Source organism: Corallococcus llansteffanensis (assembly GCF_003612055.1).
In the GTDB taxonomy this organism is placed as follows: domain Bacteria; phylum Myxococcota; class Myxococcia; order Myxococcales; family Myxococcaceae; genus Corallococcus; species Corallococcus llansteffanensis.
In genome coordinates, this window is the sequence record NZ_RAWB01000122.1 from 1 (window position 1) to 19,768 (window position 19,768).

The window sequence follows — 19,768 nt, forward strand, 5'->3', positions numbered from 1 at the left end:
GCCCACCCCAGCCACGTGGCCAGGACGGCCGCCAGCGCCCCGCAGACGAACGCGTAGCCCACGAGGAGGAAGGGCACGAACACGGCGATGCTCGCCACGTCCAGGCCCACCGCCTTCGCGTCCTCCGCGATCTCCAGCCGCGCCAACTGCAGGTGCTGCGTCACCAGCTTGCTGAAGCCGTCCGCCATGCGCCCGACGAGTGCGGCGACGCCGCGATCCGTCTGTTCACTGCCCACGTGCATGCGCTCTCCGGCCGACGCTCACGTCCTGTGCGCGTGGGCGCCAACCTAGGCACCCCTCCGCGCCGCGACAACCACGGCGCGAGAAAACTGTCCGGCGTTCGCAAGCGTCGGCCACTCAACGCGAGAACCCTCCGGACCCGGTGGAGCCTAGCCGATCAGCTGCACCGGTGGCGCGATGGGCGGCTGCACGGAGATGGGCGCCTCGAAGCGCATCACCAGCGGCAGGTGGTCCGACGCCACCCGACTGAGCGGCGTGCGGTGCGGCGTCACCGACACCGGCCGCACGCCTGAGTCCACGTAGATGCGATCCAACCGGAACAGGGGCAGCCGCGTCGGGTAGGTGCGCGCGGCGGCGCCCAGTTCGAACGCGGCGTCGTGGATGGCCTCCCGCACCAGCGACGACACCGGCCCGTTGCCCCAGGAGTTGAAGTCCCCGCACACCACCATGGGGTCCTTGCGCGCCGCGTCCCGGAGCAGGTCGGCGGACAGCAGGAGCGACTCCTGCCGCCGCCGTTCACTCACCGACAGGCCCAGGTGGAGGCAGAAGACATGGAGCTGCTTGCTGTCCCCCAGGTCCAGGTCGCACCGGAGCGCGCCCCGGGGCTCGCGGCCCGCCACGCTCAGGTCGTAGTTCTTCGATTTGAGCACCGGCAGCCGGCTCAGGATGGCGTTGCCGTAGCGCCGGCCGTTGCGGACCACGTTGGGTCCGAACGCCATGTGCATGCCCAGCATCTCCGCCAGGTGCTCCGGCTGGTCCTCCCGGGACGTCTTGCCCCGGAAGTCACCGACCTCCTGCAGGGCGACGATGTCCGCGTTCACCTCGCGGAGCACCGCGCCCACGCGGGACAGGTCAAAGGCCCCGTCCACGCCGATGCCGCTGTGGATGTTGTAGGAGACGAGGGTCAGCTCCACGCGTCGTCCACCCTCCCCTCTCTCAGGCCGGGATGATCCGCCGGGCCGCCAGCCGCACCACCTCCAGGGGCAGCGAGGCCAGCCGCTGCACGGCTGACGCCACGTCGCCCACGCCCGTCTGGATGGCCTTGAGCTGCCGGCGCGCGTCGCCGACGAGGTCCGACAGCCCGCCCTGCGAGGGCAGCGGCTCCTTCGTGGTGGGCAGGGCACCGATGGGCGCCGTCGTCCCGATGGCGGGCACCGCGGCCTCCTGCCGCTGCTTCCTGGCGTTCGCGCGCGCCGGCTGCGCGTGGGAGAACTTGGCGTCGGGCTCCGGACGGGCCAGCTCCTCGAGCTGGAGCTCCATCTTGCGCGCCATCAAGATCTCCTCCGTCTGCGCGTGGCTCTTGCCGTAGTGGACACCCTCGTGGTCGTCCACCGTCACCCGCGAGGACTGGACCAGCTGCTCCTTGTCGCGCTGCCGCAGGCCGCGCTTCTGCACGGGGAGCGTCTTGGGAACCTGGAAGTGGTCGAAGCTGTAGGAGCGAGGCATGCGCGCTCTCCTTTCCGAAATCGATGCGCTGCGTTGATGGACTGAAGCTAGGGAGCCCCTCGTCGTCCGTAACGCCTTGACACCGTGGAACCGGGAAGGCTGCCTGCCGCTCGTCCGGCCAAGAACAAGCTTTCGCCTCCCAGGGCACGCAAGTACCGACAATGTCACGCTTTCGACGCCCGCCTCCGGGACGGCCGGCCGGACGTCCACCAGGAGGCATCCGGCCGAGCCCTTCAAAGCAGAGAAGCAGACAACCAACACCCGTGACGCCGCTCCGGGAAGGTTCCGCGCGTGTGTGGTGTAAAGAACGGCCCATGCCCGCCCGGAATCATTCCGCGTCCCGCTTCCTGCTCCTCACCCTGCTCGCCTCCGGTCCCTCGGTGCTGGCCACCCCGTCGCCCGCCTCCCCTCCGGCCGTCGCCCGGGGAGAGATGGCGCCGCTGCCGGTGAAGCCCGTCAGCGGCCCCCACCTGTCGCTGCAGCCCGTCAGCGCGAAGCCGGGAGACCCCGTGCTGGTGACGGTGCGCGGCGCGTCCGGGCTGCCCACGGGGACGCTCGACGGCCGGCCGCTGCGCTTCTTCGCGTGGCAGGACGGCTACGCGGCCCTCACCAGCCTCCCGGTGGAGCAGCCCGCCGGCACGGTGGGCGTGGACGTGATGGCCCCCGGCCGGGGCCTGCCGGTGGCGCTGTCGGGCTCGCTGGAGGTGGGCGCGCCGGGCTACCGCGAGCGAGAGCTGCGCGTGGCCAGCAAGTACGTGTCGCCGCCCAAGTCGGTGAAGGCGCGCATGGAGGCGGACCGCAAGGCGTTCGCCGCGGCGTTCGCGCAGCCGTTCCGCGCGCCGCTGTTCGGGCAGAACTTCGCGTGGCCCCGCAAGGACGAGGTGACGGCGCCCTTCGGCGACCGGCGCTCGTTCAACGGCAAGCTGCAGAGCCAGCACTTCGGCGTGGACCTGGACGGAGACCCGGGCGCGCCGGTGCTCGCCGCCAACGACGGCACGGTGGTGATGGCGCGCGACAACTACGCCTCCGGCAACACCGTGCTCGTGCACCACGGCGCGGGGCTCTACACCGCGTACTTCCACCTGTCGCGCATCCACGTGAAGGACGGCGCGAAGGTGAAGGTGGGCGACGAGCTGGGCCTCGTGGGCAGCACCGGCCGAGTCACCGGCCCCCACCTCCACTGGGGCGTGAAGGCGGACGACCGGTGGGTGGATGGCCAGACGCTGCTCAAGCTGGACTTCCTGGGCGCGCAGGAGACGCCGGGCGTCGCGACCAGCTCACCAGGCCTGGGGAATCCCTAGCGCGCGGCGCGCCTCATCGGGTGTCATGGGCTCGCGGCCGGCGTCGCGGGCCATGCGCACGGCCTTCTCCACCAGCGGGCCGTTGCCCTTGGCCATCTCCTTGCCCTGGGTGTCCAGGTAGAAGTTGTCCTCCAGGCCCACGCGGATGTTGCCGCCCAGCACCAGCGCGGCCATCAAGAGCGGCCACTGCACGCGGGAGATGCCAATCACCTCCCAGGTGTCGGTGGGGCCCACCTGCCGCGCCATGTGCGCCAGGTTCTCCGCCGTGGGCGCGACGCCGCCCAGGACGCCCATCACGAAGCTGTACTGGAGCGGCGGCTTGAGCGCGCCCATGGCCAGGAGCGGCTGCGCGTTGTGGATGTGCCCCACGTCGAAGCACTCCAGCTCCGGCTTGCTGCCGCCGCGCTTCATCGCCTCCGCGGCCATCAGGATGTCGGAGAAGGGGTTGGGGAACACGAAGTCGAAGACGAAGCCTTTGCGCTTCTCTGAATACTTCGCGTAGTTCATCGAGCCCATGTTGAGCGCGGCCATCTCCGGCCCCACCTCGTGCACGTACTCCAGGCGCGAGCGCTTCTCATCGTCGGACTCCACGCCCATGTTGAAGCCGCCGGTGGAGAAGTTGACGATGATGGGGCTGCGCTTCCGCACCTCGTCGCGGATCTGCCGGTAGATGTCCTTGCTCCACGACTGGTCGCCCGTCACGGGATCTCTCGCGTGGATGTGGACCACCGCCGCGCCCGCCTCGTACGCGCGGCGGGCCTCCTCGCCCAGCTCCTCCGGCGAGTACGGGATGTAGGGACACTGCTCGCGCTTCGTCAGCACGCCGTCCAGCGCGCACGTCACGATGACCTTGTCGTTCATCGAAGCCATGGATCGAGACCTCCTTCAGGAGAAGCCGTTGGGGGAAAAGCTGCGAAGGGGTTTCAGCGGTCCTTCCACTGCGGGGGGCGCTTCTCCAGGAAGGCCGTCACGCCCTCGGCCGTGTCGTCCGAGAGCACGTTGAGCGACAGCTGCGACGCCAGGAACTCCAGCGCGGCCGGCAGCGGCAGGTCCTCCGCGGTGAAGAAGGCGCGGCGGCCCAGGGCCAGCACCGCCTGGCTCTTGCCGGCGAGCTTCCCCGCGAGCGTGGCCACCGTGGCGTCCAGCTCCGCGGCCGGCACCACCCGGTTGAGCAGCCCCAGCGCCAGCGCCTCGCGCGCGGGCAGCCGGTCCCCGGTGAGCACCAGCTCCAGGGCGCGCTTGCGGCCCAGGTGCCGCTGCAGGAGCGCCATCATCATCATGGGGAAGAGCCCCACGTCGATTTCAGGGGTGCCCAGGTCCGCGCCCTCCACGGCGACGGCCAGGTCGCACGCGAGCACCAGACCCAGCCCGCCCGCCAGCGCATGTCCGTTCACCCGGGCCACGGTAGGCTTGCGCACGTCCTGGAAGCGCGTGAGCAGCCGCCCGTAGGCACGCCGGCCCTCGTGGGTGGCCAGGAAGCCGCCGTCTCCGCCGAACTGTCCCAGGTCCCCGCCCGCGCAGAACGCCTTCTCCCCCGCGCCGGTGAGCACGAGCACGCGCACGGCGGGGTCCGCGTCCGCGCGCTCCAGCGCGTCGCTGAGTCCCTGGATGACGCCCGGCGACAGCGCGTTGCGCGCCTTCGGCCGGTCGATGGTCAGGTGCGCTTGGGGGCCTTGGACTTCGTACCGGACTTCTCCCGCTTCCATGGGGACACCTCTGGAGAGGCCTCGCTCTTCGGAAGCTCGCCCTGCGGCGGCTCACTCCGGGAGACGAGGACGCCGTGAAGGAAGGAGTCGGCGATCTGCGCCTTGGCGCGCTCCAGCATCACCGTGTCGCGCGCGTCCGCGAGCCCCACGACGAAGGCCGTGAGGCCCATCTCGATGGAGCCGAAGAGCAGCGCGGAGGCCAGCAGCGGGTCCACGTCCGGGCGCAATTCACCCGCCTCCTTCGCGCGCGTGAACATCTGCGCGCTCAGGCGGATGACGTCCACGAAGGCCGTCTGCCGGTTGATGCGGGCACCCGCAGGACTGCGGGCGATCTCCAGGATGAGGACCTTCACCGCGCGCGGGTCGACGCGGTAGGCCTCGAAGGCCACGTCCGCGATGCGGCGCACCTTCTCCACGAGCGGACCTTCGCTCTCCGCGACCAGGCGCGCGCGGGCGATGAAGCCGCTCCAGCCCGTCTCGAAGACGGTCTCCAGCAGCTCGTCCTTGTTCTTGAAGTAGTGGTAGACGAGCCCGTACGCGACGCCCGCCTCCTTGGCGACGTCCGCGATGCGGCAGCCGTGGTAGCCCTTGCGGGCGAACACGTCGATGGCGGCACGCAGGATGGTCCGGCGACGCTCGCTCTCCCGCGTCCCGCCTTCTGGCGCCGACTTCTGCTGGCCCACGCGTCCTCCACGGCTGGTTGATTCAAGAATCAATCAGCCACGCTACGGACGCAGGGCTCCGACGTCAATCCTTACGTGGGGCCTCCCGCCACGCCGAGGGGGTGGCGGGCGGAAGGCACTCACGGGCAGGGGCCTGCCTGGAGGGACTTCAGGCAGCCGAGCCGTTAAACATCACCCGGGCCACGCCCAGGAGACGGTCCACGTCGCGGGCGTTGAGGCCCCGGGCGCGGGCGAAGTCCGACAGGGGACGCAGCAGGTCCTCCGTCTGTGCGGGGGTCTGTTCGGTGCCCGTGAAGAGCTCACCGAGACTGACACTGAGGGCATTGGAGAGCGCCGCGAGGGTCTCCACATGGGGTACACGCTCGCCGCGCTCGATCATCGACAGGAAGGACACGCTGATCTGTGCGCGCTCTGCGAGCTCTTCCTGCGTCCATCGCTCCGGGCGCTGCGTGCGAAGCTCGCGAATGCGCTGGCCAATTCTTTTTCCGAGGTCCGACACGAAAGACTTCTCCTGGGGGAGGGGAATGTTCCGAGGTGAGTGCAACCATCGCGCACGGCGGGTGATTCCTACCCACCTGAACCAAAGGACCCGAAGCCGGCGACACTCAGGTTGATGCCGGCGAATTCCGGCGACTGATTGCGCCGCAGGATCATCACCCCCTCGATTCGCCAGCAGTCACACGCCGGTCCATAGGACACGCCGAAGGTCTGCTGTGCAAGGGGCTGACTTTCCTGGGAATTCAAGTCCTTATACAGAGGCTGCACCAATGCTTCGTATCGCAACCCGAGCCCGAATCCGAGTTTGATTCGCGTACCTACAGTGAGGGCCTGGGCCCGTTCGGTCGGAGAGGGGTCGGGCTGATCGGTGTGGGATGGCAGGGGGCGAGGTGCGTCTCCCACGAACATGTCCACGCCCCGGCGCACGAAGTCGGGGCCCTGGGCGAAAGGATCCAGGCCCCTGTCCAGGGACAGCTGCTTCACGGCGAGCAGGTCGTCATAGCGCGCGTACAGCGCGTTGCCCCGGCCGTTGTCGATGGTGAAGTCGGCGCCCAGCTGCGTGATGTCCCCCGTCGTGGGGTCCATGCGCACGAGCCCGCCCGCGGTGAGGACGCCGGCGCTGGCGGAGAGGCGCGCGAAGGTGTCGCGCAGCACGCCGCCGCGCACGGTGTCGCGGCCCGCGACGGGGGCATGGCGGGACAGGTCGAACCCCTGGCCGACGCGCAGGCGCAGCGGTTCGCGGTTCGTGGGGCCCTTGCGCACGCGCAGCGTCTGGTCCACGGCCACCACGGCGTGGAGGAAGCCGCGCACGCTGCCGTCGGGCTGGAGCGGCACGGCGGCGTCGAGCTCGTCGTAGAGGAGCGGGACGGTGCCGGAGCCCTCCGGCCTCGTGGCGATGAAGCCCCGGCCCCAGCCGCCGGGCACGTAGCGCAGGGCCACCGACGGCGAGAGCGTGTGGCGGTAGAGCGTGTCCTTGTCCGTGAAGGTGCGGGCCAGCTGCGAGTCCAGCACCAGGTCCGCCAGGGGGTAGCCGCGCTGATAGGTGCGGCCGGAGAACTCGCCCACGGCGACGTCCTGACGCACTCCCACCGAGGGCGTCAGCCGGGCCCAGGTGCCCAGCCCGTAGGAGGTGGACACGCGCGAGCGCAGCGACACGCGGTCGCGCGCTTCGCGCTCCGTGGCGTCGAAGAGGCCGTTGCCCTCCAGGTCGTCCTTGGGCAGCGCGAAGTAGTTGAAGTTCAGCGGCGCGGACGCGGGGCGCCACAGGCCGTAGGGCGCGAAGGTCCCGTCCCGGCCGTCATCCGCGTAGGCGCTGCGCAGGGGCGAAAGCCGGCTGTACTCCACCTGCAGCCCGCCCGTCGCGAGCCCCCCGAACAGGGGCCGGTCCGGCAGCGCGAGGGTGACTCCCGGCAGCCGCTGGAAGGTCGTCGGGCCATGCGGGTCCACCGCCACGTTGTTCGGGGTGGCCTCCGCGGGGATGGTGTTCGGCCGGAAGAAGCGGAACGGGTAGCGCAGGTCCTGGCGCAGCGACACGTCCAGGCCCAGGTAGCGGTCATCCTGGCGCTGGTACACGACGGCCGTGCTGCGCAGGTAGCTGTAGTTCTGCACGAGCACGTCGGCGGTGAGGTCGCGCGTGTAGAAGCCGTCCGACACGAAGTACGCGTCCACCCGGTCGTGCCAGCCGTCACCCAGGTCCTGCGTGTGCTGCCAGGACGCCTCGCCGCGCAGCCCGCGCCGGTCCTGGACGATCTCCTGCGTCTGCACCGGCGCATCCGGGTTGGACCGGTCGTAGACCCGGAAGAACCCCCAGGTGATGGGATCCAGGCGGGGCCGCAGGTCGTAGAGGAAGCCCAGCGTGGCGCGGCCCCGCGTGCGGTCGCTGGGGACGTAGCGGAACTCGGTGAGCAGCCGGGGCCCCTTCACGCCGTTGGGGCGCGTCTCGCGGATGGGCTTGCCTTCCGCGTCCTTGAACGGGCCGTCCACGTCCCCGCCGCCCGTGTAGTAGCCCGGGGTGAAGGTGAGGTCGTAGCTCTCCCCCAGCGTGACGAAGACGGGCACGTCCAGCGCGAAGCCGTTGAGCCCGGAGTTGGACGGCCGCGGAATCAGCAGGCCCGTGCGCCGCTCGGCCAGGGGCAGGTACAGCCACGGCAGCGCGAACACCGGCACGGAGCGCACGTACACCACGGGCCAGGTGAGGATGGCCCGCTCGCCCATGACGACGTTGGCCTCCTTGGCCTCCACGCGCCAGCCCGGCTCACCCGGGCCGCACTGGCACGGGGTGAAGGCGAGCCCGTCCACGGAGAAGGCCGCCTCCCCGGTGCGGCGGATGCGCGTGCCGCTCATCAGGACGGGCGTCTCCCCCAGCTTGCGCAACTCCTCCGGGGTCTTGGCGGCCTGGAGGGCTTCGGGGGTGACGCCCTTCTTCTGCATGAAGAGGCCGCCCTTCACGCTGGCCTCGTTGGAGCGCAGGTCCACGCGCACGTCGTCCGCGATGGCGGCCATCATGCCGCTGACGAACATCACGTTGCCGGTGGCGGTGGCCACCTGGGTGGCCTCGCTGTACGTCACCTCGTCCGCGCGCAGGACGTTGGGGCCGCTTCTGAGCTCGCAGTGGCCGCGCGCGGTGAGGATGTCCGACTCGTAGATGACGTAGTCGGCCGCCAGCTCCACCACCTCGCCGGTGGGCAGCTCCACCTGGGTGGCCAGCGGAATCTGGGCCGACACCAGGAGCGTCAGGGCGACCGGAGCAAGGAAGGTCATGCGGGGTGGGTCGGCGGTGGGCGCCGTGCCGGCAACGGCGCCCTGCCCGTCCTACCGGCCCGGGCGCGGGAAGTCGAGGGTGATGAGCCCGCCTTCCTGACGTGTCTGGTAGCGAACCCCCTGCTTCAGCTGGATGACGACGCGCACGGTGTGGCCCGCGCCGGGGACCGCCTCCACGCGCGACACCGCCGACGGGAAGAAGTGCGTGTCCAGGGGCAGCGTGTTGTTGGACTCCACCACGCGCGTGTTCTCCAGCTCCAGCACCACCTGGTTGCCGGCGTCGTTCACGGTGTAGCGCACGGGCTCGTTGGTGCGCACGAACACGCGCGAGCTGTCCGGCTGCTGCTGGAAGCCCACCAGCGTCATCGTCTTGCGACGCGAGGACGCGGAGCCCCCACCGCTCTGCCGGGCCTCTCGCGGCGCGGCGGCGGCGCTGCCCTGGCTGGGGCGCGCGGTGGACTCGCGGGAGGCCACCGTGCGCTCCTGGCGGCGCTCGCGGGCCTCGGCGGCCTGCTGGCGCTTCGCCTCGGCGGCGGCGACGCGGGCCTGCTGCTGCTCCTCGCGGCGGGCCTGGGCGGCGGCCTGGGCCTCCTCGGCCTTCTGACGCTTCGCATCGGCGGCGGCGGTGCGGGCCTCCTCGGCCTGCTGGCGCTTCGCCTCGGCGGCGGCCTGGGCTTCCGCGCGCTTCGCCTCGGCGGCGGCCTGCGCGGCGGCGCGGCGCTCCTCGGCCGAGCTCTTCGCGGACGCCTGGGCCTGTTCGGCCTGCTGGCGCTTCGCCTCGGCGGCGGCCTGTTCGGTGGCGCGGCGCTCGTCCTCCGCGCGCTTCGCGGCGACGCGGGCGTCCTCCTCCTGGCGCTTGCGCTCGGCGATGGCGGCCTCTTCCGCCGCGCGGCGCTCGGCGTCCTGGCGCTGCGAGGCGAGCCGCGCCTCCTCCTGCTTCTTGCGCTCGGACTCGGCGTCCTCCTTGGCGCGGGCGGCGGCCTCGGCGGCGGCCTTCTCCTGGTTCTCGCGGTCCGCGCGGGCGGCGTCGGCGGCGGCCTTCGCGGCCTTGTCCTGCGCGTCGCGGTCCGACGCGGCGGCGCGGGCCGCGTCCTGGGCATTGGCGCCCGTGGGGGTGTTGGTCGCGGAGGCGATCTCCGCCGTGCCCTGCTGCTGCTGCGGAGGCGGCGTGTTGGCGGCGACCGCGGTGCCCCCTCCGGCGCCCAGGACCTTCACCACCAGCTTGCTGCCGGCGGCCTGGATGTCCGTCTCCACCTCGCGCTCATAGCCGATGAGGATGCGCGCGATGGACGCGGACTCCGTGCCGTACATGGCGGTGCGGATGCCCGTCACGGTGCCGTTGGCCACCGGGATCTCGGCGTCCACGCCCTGGAAGACGGCGCCGGACACGTCGATGACGAGCCGGGGCGGGTCCGTCATGGTGAAGCTGTTGAAGTCCGGCTTCTTGTTGCCGGAGATCTCCACCGTCCCACCGCTGACGGTGATGCCGGTGATGGTGTTGAGGTCCGCCGGCGCCGACTGCTGCGCCAGCGCCACCAGGGGCACGAGCACCCATCCGAGCAGCGACACCGCAAAGGCCTTCATCGACCACTCCCGTTGACGTTCGCCAGAGGGGCGGGAAGCTAGCACGCAGCCGGGGCGCTCCAACTTTTCAGGCCGGCGGGAACGTCCGAGCTTCAACGCAAGCGGGGCAGCACGGGCGAACGCGTGCGGTGCGTGCGTGTGTATTCAATGAGATTCTTGATGTCGTAGCAGATCTGCCGGATGTCGTGCCCCATGGTGAGCTCGACGTGGCTGTTGCCCTTCACCGGCCGCCACAGGAGGTACTCGCTCCTGGCGGCGCGATACACACTGCGGGTGGACTCCACCGACGCCAGCGGATCCAGGTCCCCGAAGATGATGGCCATGGGGATCTCAATCTTCCCGAAGCCGCGCTTGAAGTCGTAGTCGGTGCGGTAGCAGACCATCTCGCCCCGGCGAATCCACCGGGCGAACTGCTCGATCACCTTGCGCGGCTCGCGCTCGCCGCCCTCGCGCAGGAGCCAGCGGATGTCGTCGCGGCTGACGCGCTCGGTGTTGACGAGCCGGTTCAGCTTGCGCGTGAAACGTTGATACAGCGGCGAGTCATCCGCCTGCGCGAGCTGCCGCTCCACGAACTTGAGGACGACGTCCACCGGCACCGCGTTGAAGACGAGCGACTTGGGGGTATCCGCCGCCAGGCGCTTCTGGAGCCTGGGGCTGAAGACGCCCGCTCCCTTCGCCAGGAGCCCCTTGCCGAACGCGCTCGCCCGGCGCTCCAGGTTCATGCCCCCCAGGGTGAGGTCCACCGCGCTCGCCACGAGCGGCGAGCCGTGCGCCAGCATGCGCAGCAGCATGAAGCCACGCCCCAGGTCCGCGGGGGCGCCAATGGTGATGAGCCCCTCGAAGTCGTCGTGGATGCCGGCGTAGCCGTAGCCCAGCATGCCGCCCATGGAGTGGCCGCAGTAGAAGACGCGCTCGCGCCGGGTGATGCGCTTGACGCCGGAGACGGCCGCCGGCAGGTCGTAGAGGAAGTAGCTGTCCAGGTCCCAGCCGTAGTCCAGGTCCGTGGGCAGCGGGCGCTTGAAGCGCTCGGCGCGCTCCTTCTGGAAGGCGATGGAGCTCTTGCCGTGCCCGCGCAGCTCCAGGATGTGGATGTCCACGCCGAAGAAGAGGAGGTTCTTGACGAACTGGCCGCTCGTCCAGGTGTGCCGGTTCTGGGAGAAGCCGTGCACCAGCAACAGGGGCTCACCGAACAGCGGCTGCGCGAAGGCCTGTTTCACCGGCCGGTAGCGCGTGATGACAAGCGACCATCCGTCCGCCGTCTCCACCACGTAGTTCGTCTTTGAGTACAGTTGCCGGAAGTCGACTTCATCGACGGTGGGCATCGGAGGGCCTGGTAGAGCCGATCTCCAGTCCGGCAAGCGCATGTTTCAAAGTTACTGCCGGTGCTGCATCGCGCCAAGGTTTCGTGCGAGCAATCGTTTCACCGCACCTACCAGGAACAATGAGCCCGTGCACAACACGAGCCCGTCCGCGGTGCCGTCCGCATCCACCCGCGCACCCGCGAGGGCCTCCTCCAGGGAGCCGTGCACGACGACCCGTGAACACAAGGCCCGCGCTTCGTCGGCGTAGCGCTCCGGGGCGAGCGAGCGGGACGTGTCCAGGGGCGTGAGGTGGACGGAGGTCGCCAGCGGAAAGAGGGCGCGCATCATCGGACCGCGGTCCTTGTCCGCCACCACGCCGAACACGAGGTGCAGGGGCCGGCCCGCGTAGAGCGCGCGCAGGGCCTCCAGCAGCACCGCCACGCCCGCCGGGTTGTGCGCGCCGTCCACCACCACCGGGGGACGCGCCGCCACCTCTTCCAGCCGGCCGGGCCAGCGCGCCGTGGCCAGCCCCACGCGGGCGGCCTCCGGGGTCACCGCCACGCCCCGGGCCTGGAGCTCTTCCAGGCAGGCCAGCGCTACCGCGGCGTTCTGTCGCTGGTAGGGCCCCCGCAGGGACAGGGTCAGGTCCTCGAGCGTCCAGGCGAGCCCCTGGTACGCAAGCCTGCCGGTGTCGCGCACGTCGAACTCGAAGTCGCGCCCCTCCAGGCGGACCGGGACGCCGAGCTGCTCCGCGCGGAGCAGGAGCATGTCCAGGGCCTCGGGGTCCTGCCGCGAGAGCACCACCGGCACGCCCGCCTTGAAGATGCCCGCCTTCTCCCCGGCGATCTCCCGGAGCGTGTGGCCCAGGTACTCCATGTGGTCGAAGGACACGGGGGTGACGCACGTCACGACGGGGTTCGCGGCGCTGGTGGCGTCCAGCCGTCCGCCCAGGCCCGTCTCCAGCACCGCCACGTCCACGCGCTCGCGGGAGAAGTGCCAGAGGGCGACCACGGTGCCGAACTCGAAGTACGTCATCGGATCCGACAGCGCGGAGGGGTAGCGCTCCAGGACCTCCAGGATGCGCTGCCCGAAGACGTCGTCCGGGATGTCGTCGCCCGCGACGCGGATGCGCTCGTTGACGCGCACCAGGTGCGGCGACGTGTAGAGCCCCACCCGGTGGCCCGCGGCCTGGAGCGCGCTGGCCACGAAGGCGCAGGTGCTGCCCTTGCCGTTGGTGCCGGCGACGTGCAGCGCCGGGTAGTCGCGCTCCGGGTGGTCCAGCGCGGCCAGCGCGTCCTTCACCCGCTCCAGCCCCAGCTTGATGCCGGAGGGGTTGAGCGCCTGGAAGAAGCGCAGGGCCTCCTCGGGGGTGGAGGGCGCGTCCATGAGGGGCGCCCTACCCCAGCAGGCCGAGGATCTGGCCCAGCTTCGTGCGCAGCTCCTTGCGGTGGACGATGGCGTCGATCATCCCGTGCTCCAGCAGGAACTCCGAGCGCTGGAAGCCCTCCGGCAGCTTCTGGCGGATGGTCTGCTCGATGACGCGCGGGCCCGCGAAGCCGATGAGGGCGCGCGGCTCCGCGAGGATGATGTCGCCCAGCCAGGAGAAGGACGCGGCCACGCCGCCGGTGGTGGGGTTGAGCATCACCGACACGTACGGCTTGCCGCTGTTGCGGAAGCGCGCGATGGCCGCGGACGTCTTCGCCATCTGCATCAGGGAGAAGATGCCCTCCTGCATGCGCGCGCCGCCGGAGGCGGAGAACACCAGCGCGGGGCACTTGAGCTCGTAGGCGCGCTCGAACACGCGCGTCACCTTCTCACCCACCACCGAGCCCATGGAGCCGCCCATGAACTCGAAGAGGAAGCAGCCCAGGGAGACCTGGTGGCCCTCGATGCGGCCCACGCCGGAGATGAACGCGTCGTTCTCTTCCAGGTTCTTGCGCGTGGACTTCAGGCGGTCCTTGTACTTCTTGGTGTCACTGAAGCCGAGCGGATCCAGCGGCTCCAGCTCCTTGTCGAACTCCTCGAAGGAGTCCGGATCCAACGTCGCCGCGAGCCGCGAGCGCGCCGTCCAGGCGTGGTGGTGTTCGCAGTGCGGACACACCATCCAGTTCTTCTCCAGCTCCTGACGGTAGATGATCTCGTCGCAGCTCTCGCACTTGGCCCACAGGCCCTGCATGCGGGACGGCTGGGGCTCTGCGGCGGGCTCGGCTTCGACGGCGATGCGGGGCTTCTTGGAGAACCAGGCCATGAGGGCACCGGGGGTTAATCCGCCTGCCGCCCACCGTCAATACCCCCGTACGGCGCGCCGCGGCACGACCCCCGCGGGACGGGGGCCAGAAGCCTGCTAGAACTGGAAGGTCTCGCCCAGTTCCAGGACGTTGACGGGCAGCGGGGCCAGCTCCTTCTTGAGCTGCGTCACGAAGGCGGGCTTCAGGTGGTAGAGCATCACCTGGGCGCCGTTGCGGTCGAACTTGCGCAGCTCCGAGCCCACGGTGGCGGGCGTCAGGTGGCCGGAGATGTCCGCCAGGGCCTGGAGGCTGTTGGGGAAGCTGGCCTCCAGGAGCAGCGCCTTCAGGTCCTTCGTGGCGTTGAGGGCCTTCCACAGCTTGTCCGTGGGGCCGGTGTCGCCGCTCATGGCGAGCGAGGACTTCCCGTCGGAGATGATGAAGGCGCACGACTCCACGGGGTGGCTCACCGGCACGCTCTTCACGGTGTAGGGGCCTACCTGGAAGGTGCTGCCGGCGCGGAAGGTCTTGATGGCGAGGACGGGCTTCAGGCGCGTGGGGATGCGGGTGAAGTCCGGCCAGAGGGCGTTGTTGAACATGTTCTCGCGCAGCGCCTTGGCGCACTCTCGCGAGGCATGGATGGTGACGGGCCTGTCCCTGCGGCCGATGACCAGGTCGGCGAGCAGCGGCAGGTCCTTCACGTGGTCGAAGTGGCTGTGGCCGACGAGGATGTCGTCGACCTTGCAGAGCTGCTCCAGCGTGAGCGTCCCGGTGAGTGCGCCCGCGTCGAGCGCGAGCACGTCATCCACGAGGAAGCAGGTGCTCCTGCACGTGGGAAGCTCGCCACCGTGGCACCCGAGGACTTGCAGCTTCACGCTAGAGGTCTCCGAACTTCCACTTCATCTCGAGGTAGTTGAGGAAGTCATGCAGCCGGGCCGTGTCATACACGGTCAGTCTGTCACCGCTGCGCTCGATGAGCCCCGCGCGCTCCATCCGGTCCAACATGCTGCGAACGGCGGGCTCGCCCACGCCGATCTGCCGGGGCATCTCGCGCACCGCGAAGTCGATCTCCACGCCCTCCTCCAGCGGCCGGCCCCGCGTCTGACAGGCCTGGAGGATCTGGTGGACCACGCGGCTGGCCGGGTCCCCGTGGAGCAGGTTCTCGATCTGCGCGTCCGCCTCCGACAGGCGCTCGGCCAGCTTCTTGATCATCCGGACGGCGATCTCCGCGTTGCCGCGGATCATCGCCTCGAACGTCTTGGGGTCGATGACGAGCAGCTTCGCGTCGTCGTAGACTGCGGCGGAGGCGTTCCGGGGCTTGTTGGAGATGATGGCCATCTCCCCGAAGAATTCGCCCGGCCCCAGCACGGCGAGGACCTTCTCCACGTCGCGCACGCGCTTGGAGATCGCGATCTTCCCCGACTGGATGACGAACATCTCCTTGCCGATCTCTCCCTCACGGAAGAGCTCGGTGCCCTTGGGGAACTCCTTGCCAAATCTTTGAAAGAGGGTTTCCTCGGCGCCCATCTGACCAACGAGTCAATCAGCCCCCACCCCACCGGTCAAATATCGCGAGAGCGATATCGCCGGCTGCCTGGGCGCCCTGCCCTGCGCCCGACCTACTTGGTCGTCGCGGTGAAGACGCCGTCCCAGTCCCCGGGAGGCGGCTGGAGGCGGTGGGCGGCCACGGCGTCCAGGTAGCGGCGTGAGACGGGGTCCTCTGGCCAGCGGGCAAGCACGGCCTGGAAGCGCTCCTGGGCGCCGTCCCAGTCGCGGGCGGAGAAGCGCGTCAGGGCGTCCTCGAAGGTGGCGAGGGCCTCCGCGTCCGCGGGCGAAGGCGCTCCCAGGGCGCGCAGCTCGTAGAGCCCCACGGGTTCGCGTTTGCCCTTGACGAGCACGGCGCCCAGGCGGCGGGCGGTGACGTGGTCCTTCACGAGCGCGTGGGTGTGCTCGGAGATGAGGACGCGGGTGCCGTACTCCTTGTTGAGGCCCTCCAGGCGGGAGGCGAGGTTCACCGCGTCGCCCATCACGGTGTAGTTGAACCGGTCGTGGGTGCCCATGTGGCCCACGTTCATGAAGCCGGTGTGGATGCCCACGCCGATGTCGACCTCCGGCTGGCCGGACTCGCGCCAGCGGGCGTTGAGCGTGTGGAGCGTGTCCAGGAACGCGAGCGCCGCGCGGCAGGAGCGCAGCGCGTGGTCCGGTTGATCCACCGGCGCGCCCCAGAAGCACATGATGGCGTCGCCGATGTACTTGTCGAGCGTGCCCCCGTGCCGGAAGACGACGTCCGTCATCGGGGTCAGGTACTCGTTGACCAGGGCGACCAGGCGCTCCGGGGACAGCCGCTCCGACAGCGTGGTGAAGCCTCGGATGTCGGAGAAGAGGACGGTGAGCTCCTTGCGCTCGCCGCCCAGCTTGAGCCGCTCCGGATGGGCGAGCACCTGCTCCATCACGCTCGCGTCCAGGTAGTGCTGGAACGCGTGGCGCAGGCGGGCCTTCTCGTGGTCCACGGAGAGGTAGCTCAGGAACAGGAGCCCCACGGCGGTGGTCATCAGCGAGGCCACGGGCACCACCGTGGCCACCTGGATGCCAATGCCGAACAGGGTCTGATCCACCTGGAGGTACGTGCCCACGAGCACCACCGCCGCGACCAGCATCCATGCGGTGCGCACGCGCGGCAGCAGCCGGGCCAGGAGCAACGCCGCCGCGAGCATGAAGGCCGCCTCCAGTCGCCACGCCATGGCGGGCCGGGTGAGGAAGTCCTGCCGGAGGATGTTGGAGAGGACGGCCGCGTGGACGAAGACGCCGGGCTCCAGCTCGCGGAACGGCGTCACGCGCTGGTCGAAGTTGCCCGTGAGGGTGAGCCCCACCAGCACGGCCTTGCCGCGCACGGCGGCCGCGTCGAACCGGCCGTCCACCACGTCCCCCAGGCTGAGCGTGGGGAAGACGCTGGCGTCGCCCGGGTAGTTGACCAGGAGGAAGGGCTCGGACTCCGGCAGCGGGACGTAGCGGTGTGCATGGTGCTGCCGTCGCAGGCGCAGGCCCACGAGCCGGCCCGTGTCCACGTCCAGCATCGGCTCCACGGCCTCGGCGCCCACGTAGGCGGCGGCCACCTGCACATCGAGCGACGGCAGGAAGCCCCCTGCCCCTTCGAGCTTCGCGAGCGGGGGCAGCCTGCGCAGGGTCCCGTCCGCGTCGGGCACGGCGCTGAAGAAGCCCAGGCGCGCGCTGGCGCGGGCCAGCTCCGGCAGCGGCGTCTGCGCGGAGTGGTTGCGCCACCCGGGCACCCCGGCGAAGTCGTGCGCGATGCCGGCGGCGGGCGTGAGGGGGCTGAAGAAATGGCGCAACAGGTGCGGCGCGAGGAGCGGGGCCCGCTCCTGTTCCTGCGCCGCGAAGAGGGCCTGGTCGCCGGACGGATAGACGATGACGCCCTGCACGGCCTGGGGCGTGCGCGCGAGCGCGGCTGCCAGCGCGGCATCTCCGGTGTGGGTGGCGCTCGCGGCCAGCTCCTTCCTCCAGGTGGCGAGGGCCGGGGCCACGGTGAAGACCTCCGGCGTCTCCTGGAGCACGCGGTCCAGGGTGCGGGCGGCCTCGGCGCGGACCTGGGACGCGGCAGCGGGGTCCGCGTCGGCGAAGACCATGTCCAGGCCGACGGCGGTGGCACCCGCGTCCCGCAGATGATCCATGGCCAGGGCCAGCTTCTCGCGGGGCCAGGGCCAGCGGCCGTGCCGTTGCACGCTGCGCTCGTCCACGGCGACCACCGCGACGTCCGGGTGGGGGGCGCGCGGGCCGCGCAGGCGGAACTGGGTGTCGGTGACGCGGCCTTCGAGGACGTGGACGCCGCGCACCAGCAGGGGCACGGGCGGAGCGCCGTCGGACACGAGGCCGATGGCGGGCGTGGCCTCCACCCAGGCGTGGAGGCCACAGAAGAGCGCGGCCACCAGGAGGGCGAGCACTTCGAAGCGGTGGCGTGACAGGACGGTCTTCATGCCGGGGGGCATGGTAGCCGCAAACCCGACACCGGGGCTCCGAGGCCCGAGACAGGGGGCTCCGGGAGGGATACAAGGCCGGCCCGTGGGAACGACCTACAAGCAGTCCGGAGTAGACATCGAGGCCGGCGACGCGTTCGTCGAACGAATCAAGCCCCATGCCGCGCGCACCACGCGCCCCGAGGTGTTGGCCGGGGTGGGTGGGTTCGGCGGTCTGTTCGCCCTGCCGCCCGGCAAGTACCAGGCGCCGGTGCTGGTGGCGGGCACCGACGGGGTGGGCACCAAGCTCAAGGTGGCCTTCCTCGCGGGGCGCCATGACACGGTGGGCATCGATCTCGTCGCCATGTCGGTGAACGACATCCTCACCTGTGGCGCGGAGCCGCTCTCCTTCCTCGACTACTTCGCCACCGGCAAGCTGGAGGTGGACGCGGCGGCGGAGGTGGTGAAGGGCATCGCGCTGGGGTGCGAGCAGGCGGGGTGCGCGCTCTTGGGCGGGGAGACGGCGGAGATGCCGGGCTTCTACGCGCGGGGCGAGTACGACGTCGCGGGCTTCTGCGTGGGCGTGGTGGAGCGCTCGGCCATCATCGACGGCAAGACGGTGAAGCCGGGGGATGCGCTCATCGGGTTGACGTCGTCGGGCCTGCACAGCAACGGCTACTCGCTGGCGCGCAAGGTGCTGCTGGACGACGCGAAGCTCCCGCTGGACGTGACGCCCCTGGGGCTGGACCGCCCGCTGGGTGACGCGCTGTTGGAGCCCACGCGCATCTACGTGAAGGACGCGCTCGCGCTGTGCCAGGCGGTGAAGGTGAAGGGCATGGCGCACATCACGGGCAGCGGTATCCCGGGCAACCTGCCCCGGTGCCTGCCGGACGGGACGCGCGCGGTGCTGAGCGAGGCCTCGTGGAAGAAGCCGGCCATCTTCGACCTCATCGCGAAGACAGGCGGCGTCGCGCGCGACGAGATGTTCAGCACGTTCAACATGGGCCTGGGCCTCATCGTCGTAGTGGCGAAGGAGGACGTGGCGAAGGCGCTGGAGGTGCTGCGCGGCCGGGGCGTGGAAGCGTCCGAGGTGGGCCGGGTGGAAGCGGGCCAGGGCGAGGCCACGGCGGTCATCGACCCATGAGCGCGCGCCGGGCGCGGCTGGGGGTGCTCGTCAGCGGCGGCGGGAGCAACCTGCAGGCGCTGCTCGACGCGGCCCGGCAGGAGGACTTCCCGGCCGAGGTGGCGTGCGTAGTGTCCAACGTGCCCACCGCCTATGCGTTGGAGCGCGCGCGGCAGGCGGGCGTGCGCGCGGAGGTGGTGGATCACAAGCACTTCGGAGCGAAGGCGGACTTCGAGGCCGCGCTGCGCGGCGTGCTGGCCGACGCGGGCGTGGAGTGGGTGTGCCTGGCGGGCTTCATGCGGCTGGTGAGCGCGGACTTCCTGAAGCACTTCCCCGGGCGCGTGCTGAACATCCACCCTTCCCTGCTGCCCGCGTTCCCGGGGTTGCATGCGCAGCGGCAGGCGCTGGAGCGTGGCGTGAAGGTGGCCGGGTGCACGGTGCACTACGTGGACGCGGGCACGGACACGGGGCCCATCATCGCGCAGGCGGCGGTGCCGGTGCTGCCAGAGGATGACGAGGCGAGCCTCAGTGCGCGCATCCTCGCGGAGGAGCACCGGCTGTATCCGCTCGCGGTGCGGCTGGTCGTGACGGGCGCGGTGACGCTGGACGGGCTGCGCACGCGGGTGGACGCCATCGTCACGGGAGATGGACGCGCGCTGCGCAGTCCGGGTGCCCCGAAGTGAAACAGGACGCGGCACGGGGGCCTGCTTCCGGGGACCCCGCTGCGACCACCACGGCTTCGGCCCGCGACAGTGTGGCACCGCAGGCATCCGAGGCCTCGGCCCGCGACAGCGCGACGGAGCCAACGCAGGCGTCCGAGGCTTCAGCTTGCGACGGCGCGGCGAAGCAAGCGCAGGCGTCCGAGGCTTCAGCCCGCGACGGCGCGGCAAAGCAAGCGCAGGCGTCCGAGGCTTCAGCCCGCGACGGCGCGGC

18 protein-coding genes are annotated in these 19,768 nt (G+C 70.7%); 3 read left to right on the forward strand and 15 right to left on the reverse strand.

Going from position 1 to position 19,768, the window contains the following annotated elements; genetic code table 11:
- From D7V93_RS13840 to D7V93_RS13850, 3 genes are all read right to left on the reverse strand, one after another.
- Positions 1–242 (reverse strand): phage holin family protein (locus D7V93_RS13840; protein WP_147451172.1); only part of this gene is annotated, 242 nt, incomplete at its 3' end.
- A gap of 147 nt (positions 243–389) precedes the next feature.
- Positions 390–1,154, reverse strand: a complete 765-nt coding sequence (locus tag D7V93_RS13845; RefSeq protein ID WP_120643865.1) for an endonuclease/exonuclease/phosphatase family protein — start codon at positions 1,152–1,154, stop codon at positions 390–392.
- A 22-nt stretch (positions 1,155–1,176) separates the two neighbouring features.
- On the reverse strand, positions 1,177–1,686 hold the full coding sequence (locus D7V93_RS13850; RefSeq protein WP_120643866.1) for a hypothetical protein: 510 nt from the start codon (positions 1,684–1,686) through the stop codon (positions 1,177–1,179).
- Between the two features lie 314 nt (positions 1,687–2,000).
- Between D7V93_RS13850 and D7V93_RS13855 the strand changes: the two genes are divergently transcribed.
- Positions 2,001–2,987, forward strand: coding sequence for a M23 family metallopeptidase (locus tag D7V93_RS13855; RefSeq protein ID WP_120643867.1), 987 nt, complete (start codon positions 2,001–2,003; stop codon positions 2,985–2,987).
- Here the strand turns inward: D7V93_RS13855 and D7V93_RS13860 are convergent.
- The 12 genes from D7V93_RS13860 to D7V93_RS13915 all read right to left on the reverse strand — a co-directional run bounded on the left by D7V93_RS13860 (position 2,964) and on the right by D7V93_RS13915 (position 17,733).
- On the reverse strand, positions 2,964–3,857 hold the full coding sequence (locus tag D7V93_RS13860) for a beta-keto acid cleavage family enzyme (protein ID WP_120643868.1): 894 nt from the start codon (positions 3,855–3,857) through the stop codon (positions 2,964–2,966). The two genes, D7V93_RS13855 and D7V93_RS13860, sit on opposite strands and share 24 nt — an antisense overlap.
- Positions 3,858–3,910: 53 nt before the next feature.
- Positions 3,911–4,693: an enoyl-CoA hydratase/isomerase family protein gene (locus D7V93_RS13865; RefSeq protein ID WP_120643869.1), complete on the reverse strand. Its 783-nt coding sequence runs from the start codon at positions 4,691–4,693 to the stop codon at positions 3,911–3,913.
- Positions 4,642–5,376, reverse strand: coding sequence for a TetR/AcrR family transcriptional regulator (locus D7V93_RS13870; protein ID WP_120643870.1), 735 nt, complete (start codon positions 5,374–5,376; stop codon positions 4,642–4,644). Before D7V93_RS13870 ends, D7V93_RS13865 begins: the two co-directional genes overlap by 52 nt.
- A gap of 148 nt (positions 5,377–5,524) precedes the next feature.
- A complete protein-coding gene (locus tag D7V93_RS13875) occupies positions 5,525–5,875 on the reverse strand; it encodes a helix-turn-helix domain-containing protein (protein ID WP_014398120.1) in 351 nt (116 codons plus the stop codon).
- Positions 5,876–5,943: 68 nt separating this feature from the next.
- On the reverse strand, positions 5,944–8,634 hold the full coding sequence (locus D7V93_RS13880) for an LPS-assembly protein LptD (protein ID WP_120643871.1): 2,691 nt from the start codon (positions 8,632–8,634) through the stop codon (positions 5,944–5,946).
- 51 nt (positions 8,635–8,685) lie between these two features.
- Positions 8,686–10,218, reverse strand: coding sequence for an AMIN domain-containing protein (locus tag D7V93_RS13885; RefSeq protein ID WP_208723019.1), 1,533 nt, complete (start codon positions 10,216–10,218; stop codon positions 8,686–8,688).
- 92 nt (positions 10,219–10,310) lie between these two features.
- A complete protein-coding gene (locus D7V93_RS13890) occupies positions 10,311–11,582 on the reverse strand; it encodes an alpha/beta fold hydrolase (RefSeq protein ID WP_120643873.1) in 1,272 nt (423 codons plus the stop codon).
- A 9-nt stretch (positions 11,583–11,591) separates the two neighbouring features.
- Positions 11,592–12,905, reverse strand: coding sequence for a bifunctional folylpolyglutamate synthase/dihydrofolate synthase (locus D7V93_RS13895; protein WP_208723020.1), 1,314 nt, complete (start codon positions 12,903–12,905; stop codon positions 11,592–11,594).
- A gap of 10 nt (positions 12,906–12,915) precedes the next feature.
- Entirely contained in the window at positions 12,916–13,767 is an 852-nt protein-coding gene (accD, locus tag D7V93_RS13900) for an acetyl-CoA carboxylase, carboxyltransferase subunit beta (RefSeq protein WP_120643874.1), read from the reverse strand.
- A 96-nt stretch (positions 13,768–13,863) separates the two neighbouring features.
- Positions 13,864–14,619: an MBL fold metallo-hydrolase gene (locus D7V93_RS13905; protein ID WP_120643875.1), complete on the reverse strand. Its 756-nt coding sequence runs from the start codon at positions 14,617–14,619 to the stop codon at positions 13,864–13,866.
- 1 nt (position 14,620) lies between these two features.
- Positions 14,621–15,271, reverse strand: coding sequence for a Crp/Fnr family transcriptional regulator (locus D7V93_RS13910; RefSeq protein WP_120609677.1), 651 nt, complete (start codon positions 15,269–15,271; stop codon positions 14,621–14,623).
- A gap of 92 nt (positions 15,272–15,363) precedes the next feature.
- A complete protein-coding gene (locus D7V93_RS13915) occupies positions 15,364–17,733 on the reverse strand; it encodes a CHASE2 domain-containing protein (protein ID WP_158623740.1) in 2,370 nt (789 codons plus the stop codon).
- 85 nt (positions 17,734–17,818) lie between these two features.
- On the opposite strand from D7V93_RS13915, the gene purM reads away from it, so the two are divergent.
- Positions 17,819–18,856 carry a phosphoribosylformylglycinamidine cyclo-ligase gene (gene purM / locus D7V93_RS13920; protein WP_120643877.1) on the forward strand — a complete coding sequence of 346 codons (1,038 nt, stop codon included), beginning with the start codon at positions 17,819–17,821 and terminating at the stop codon, positions 18,854–18,856.
- Complete coding sequence (gene purN, locus D7V93_RS13925) at positions 18,853–19,518, forward strand: phosphoribosylglycinamide formyltransferase (protein ID WP_120643878.1); 666 nt, start codon at positions 18,853–18,855, stop codon at positions 19,516–19,518. The genes purM and purN overlap by 4 nt, the downstream gene beginning before the upstream one ends.
- The last annotated feature ends 250 nt before the right edge of the window (positions 19,519–19,768 follow it).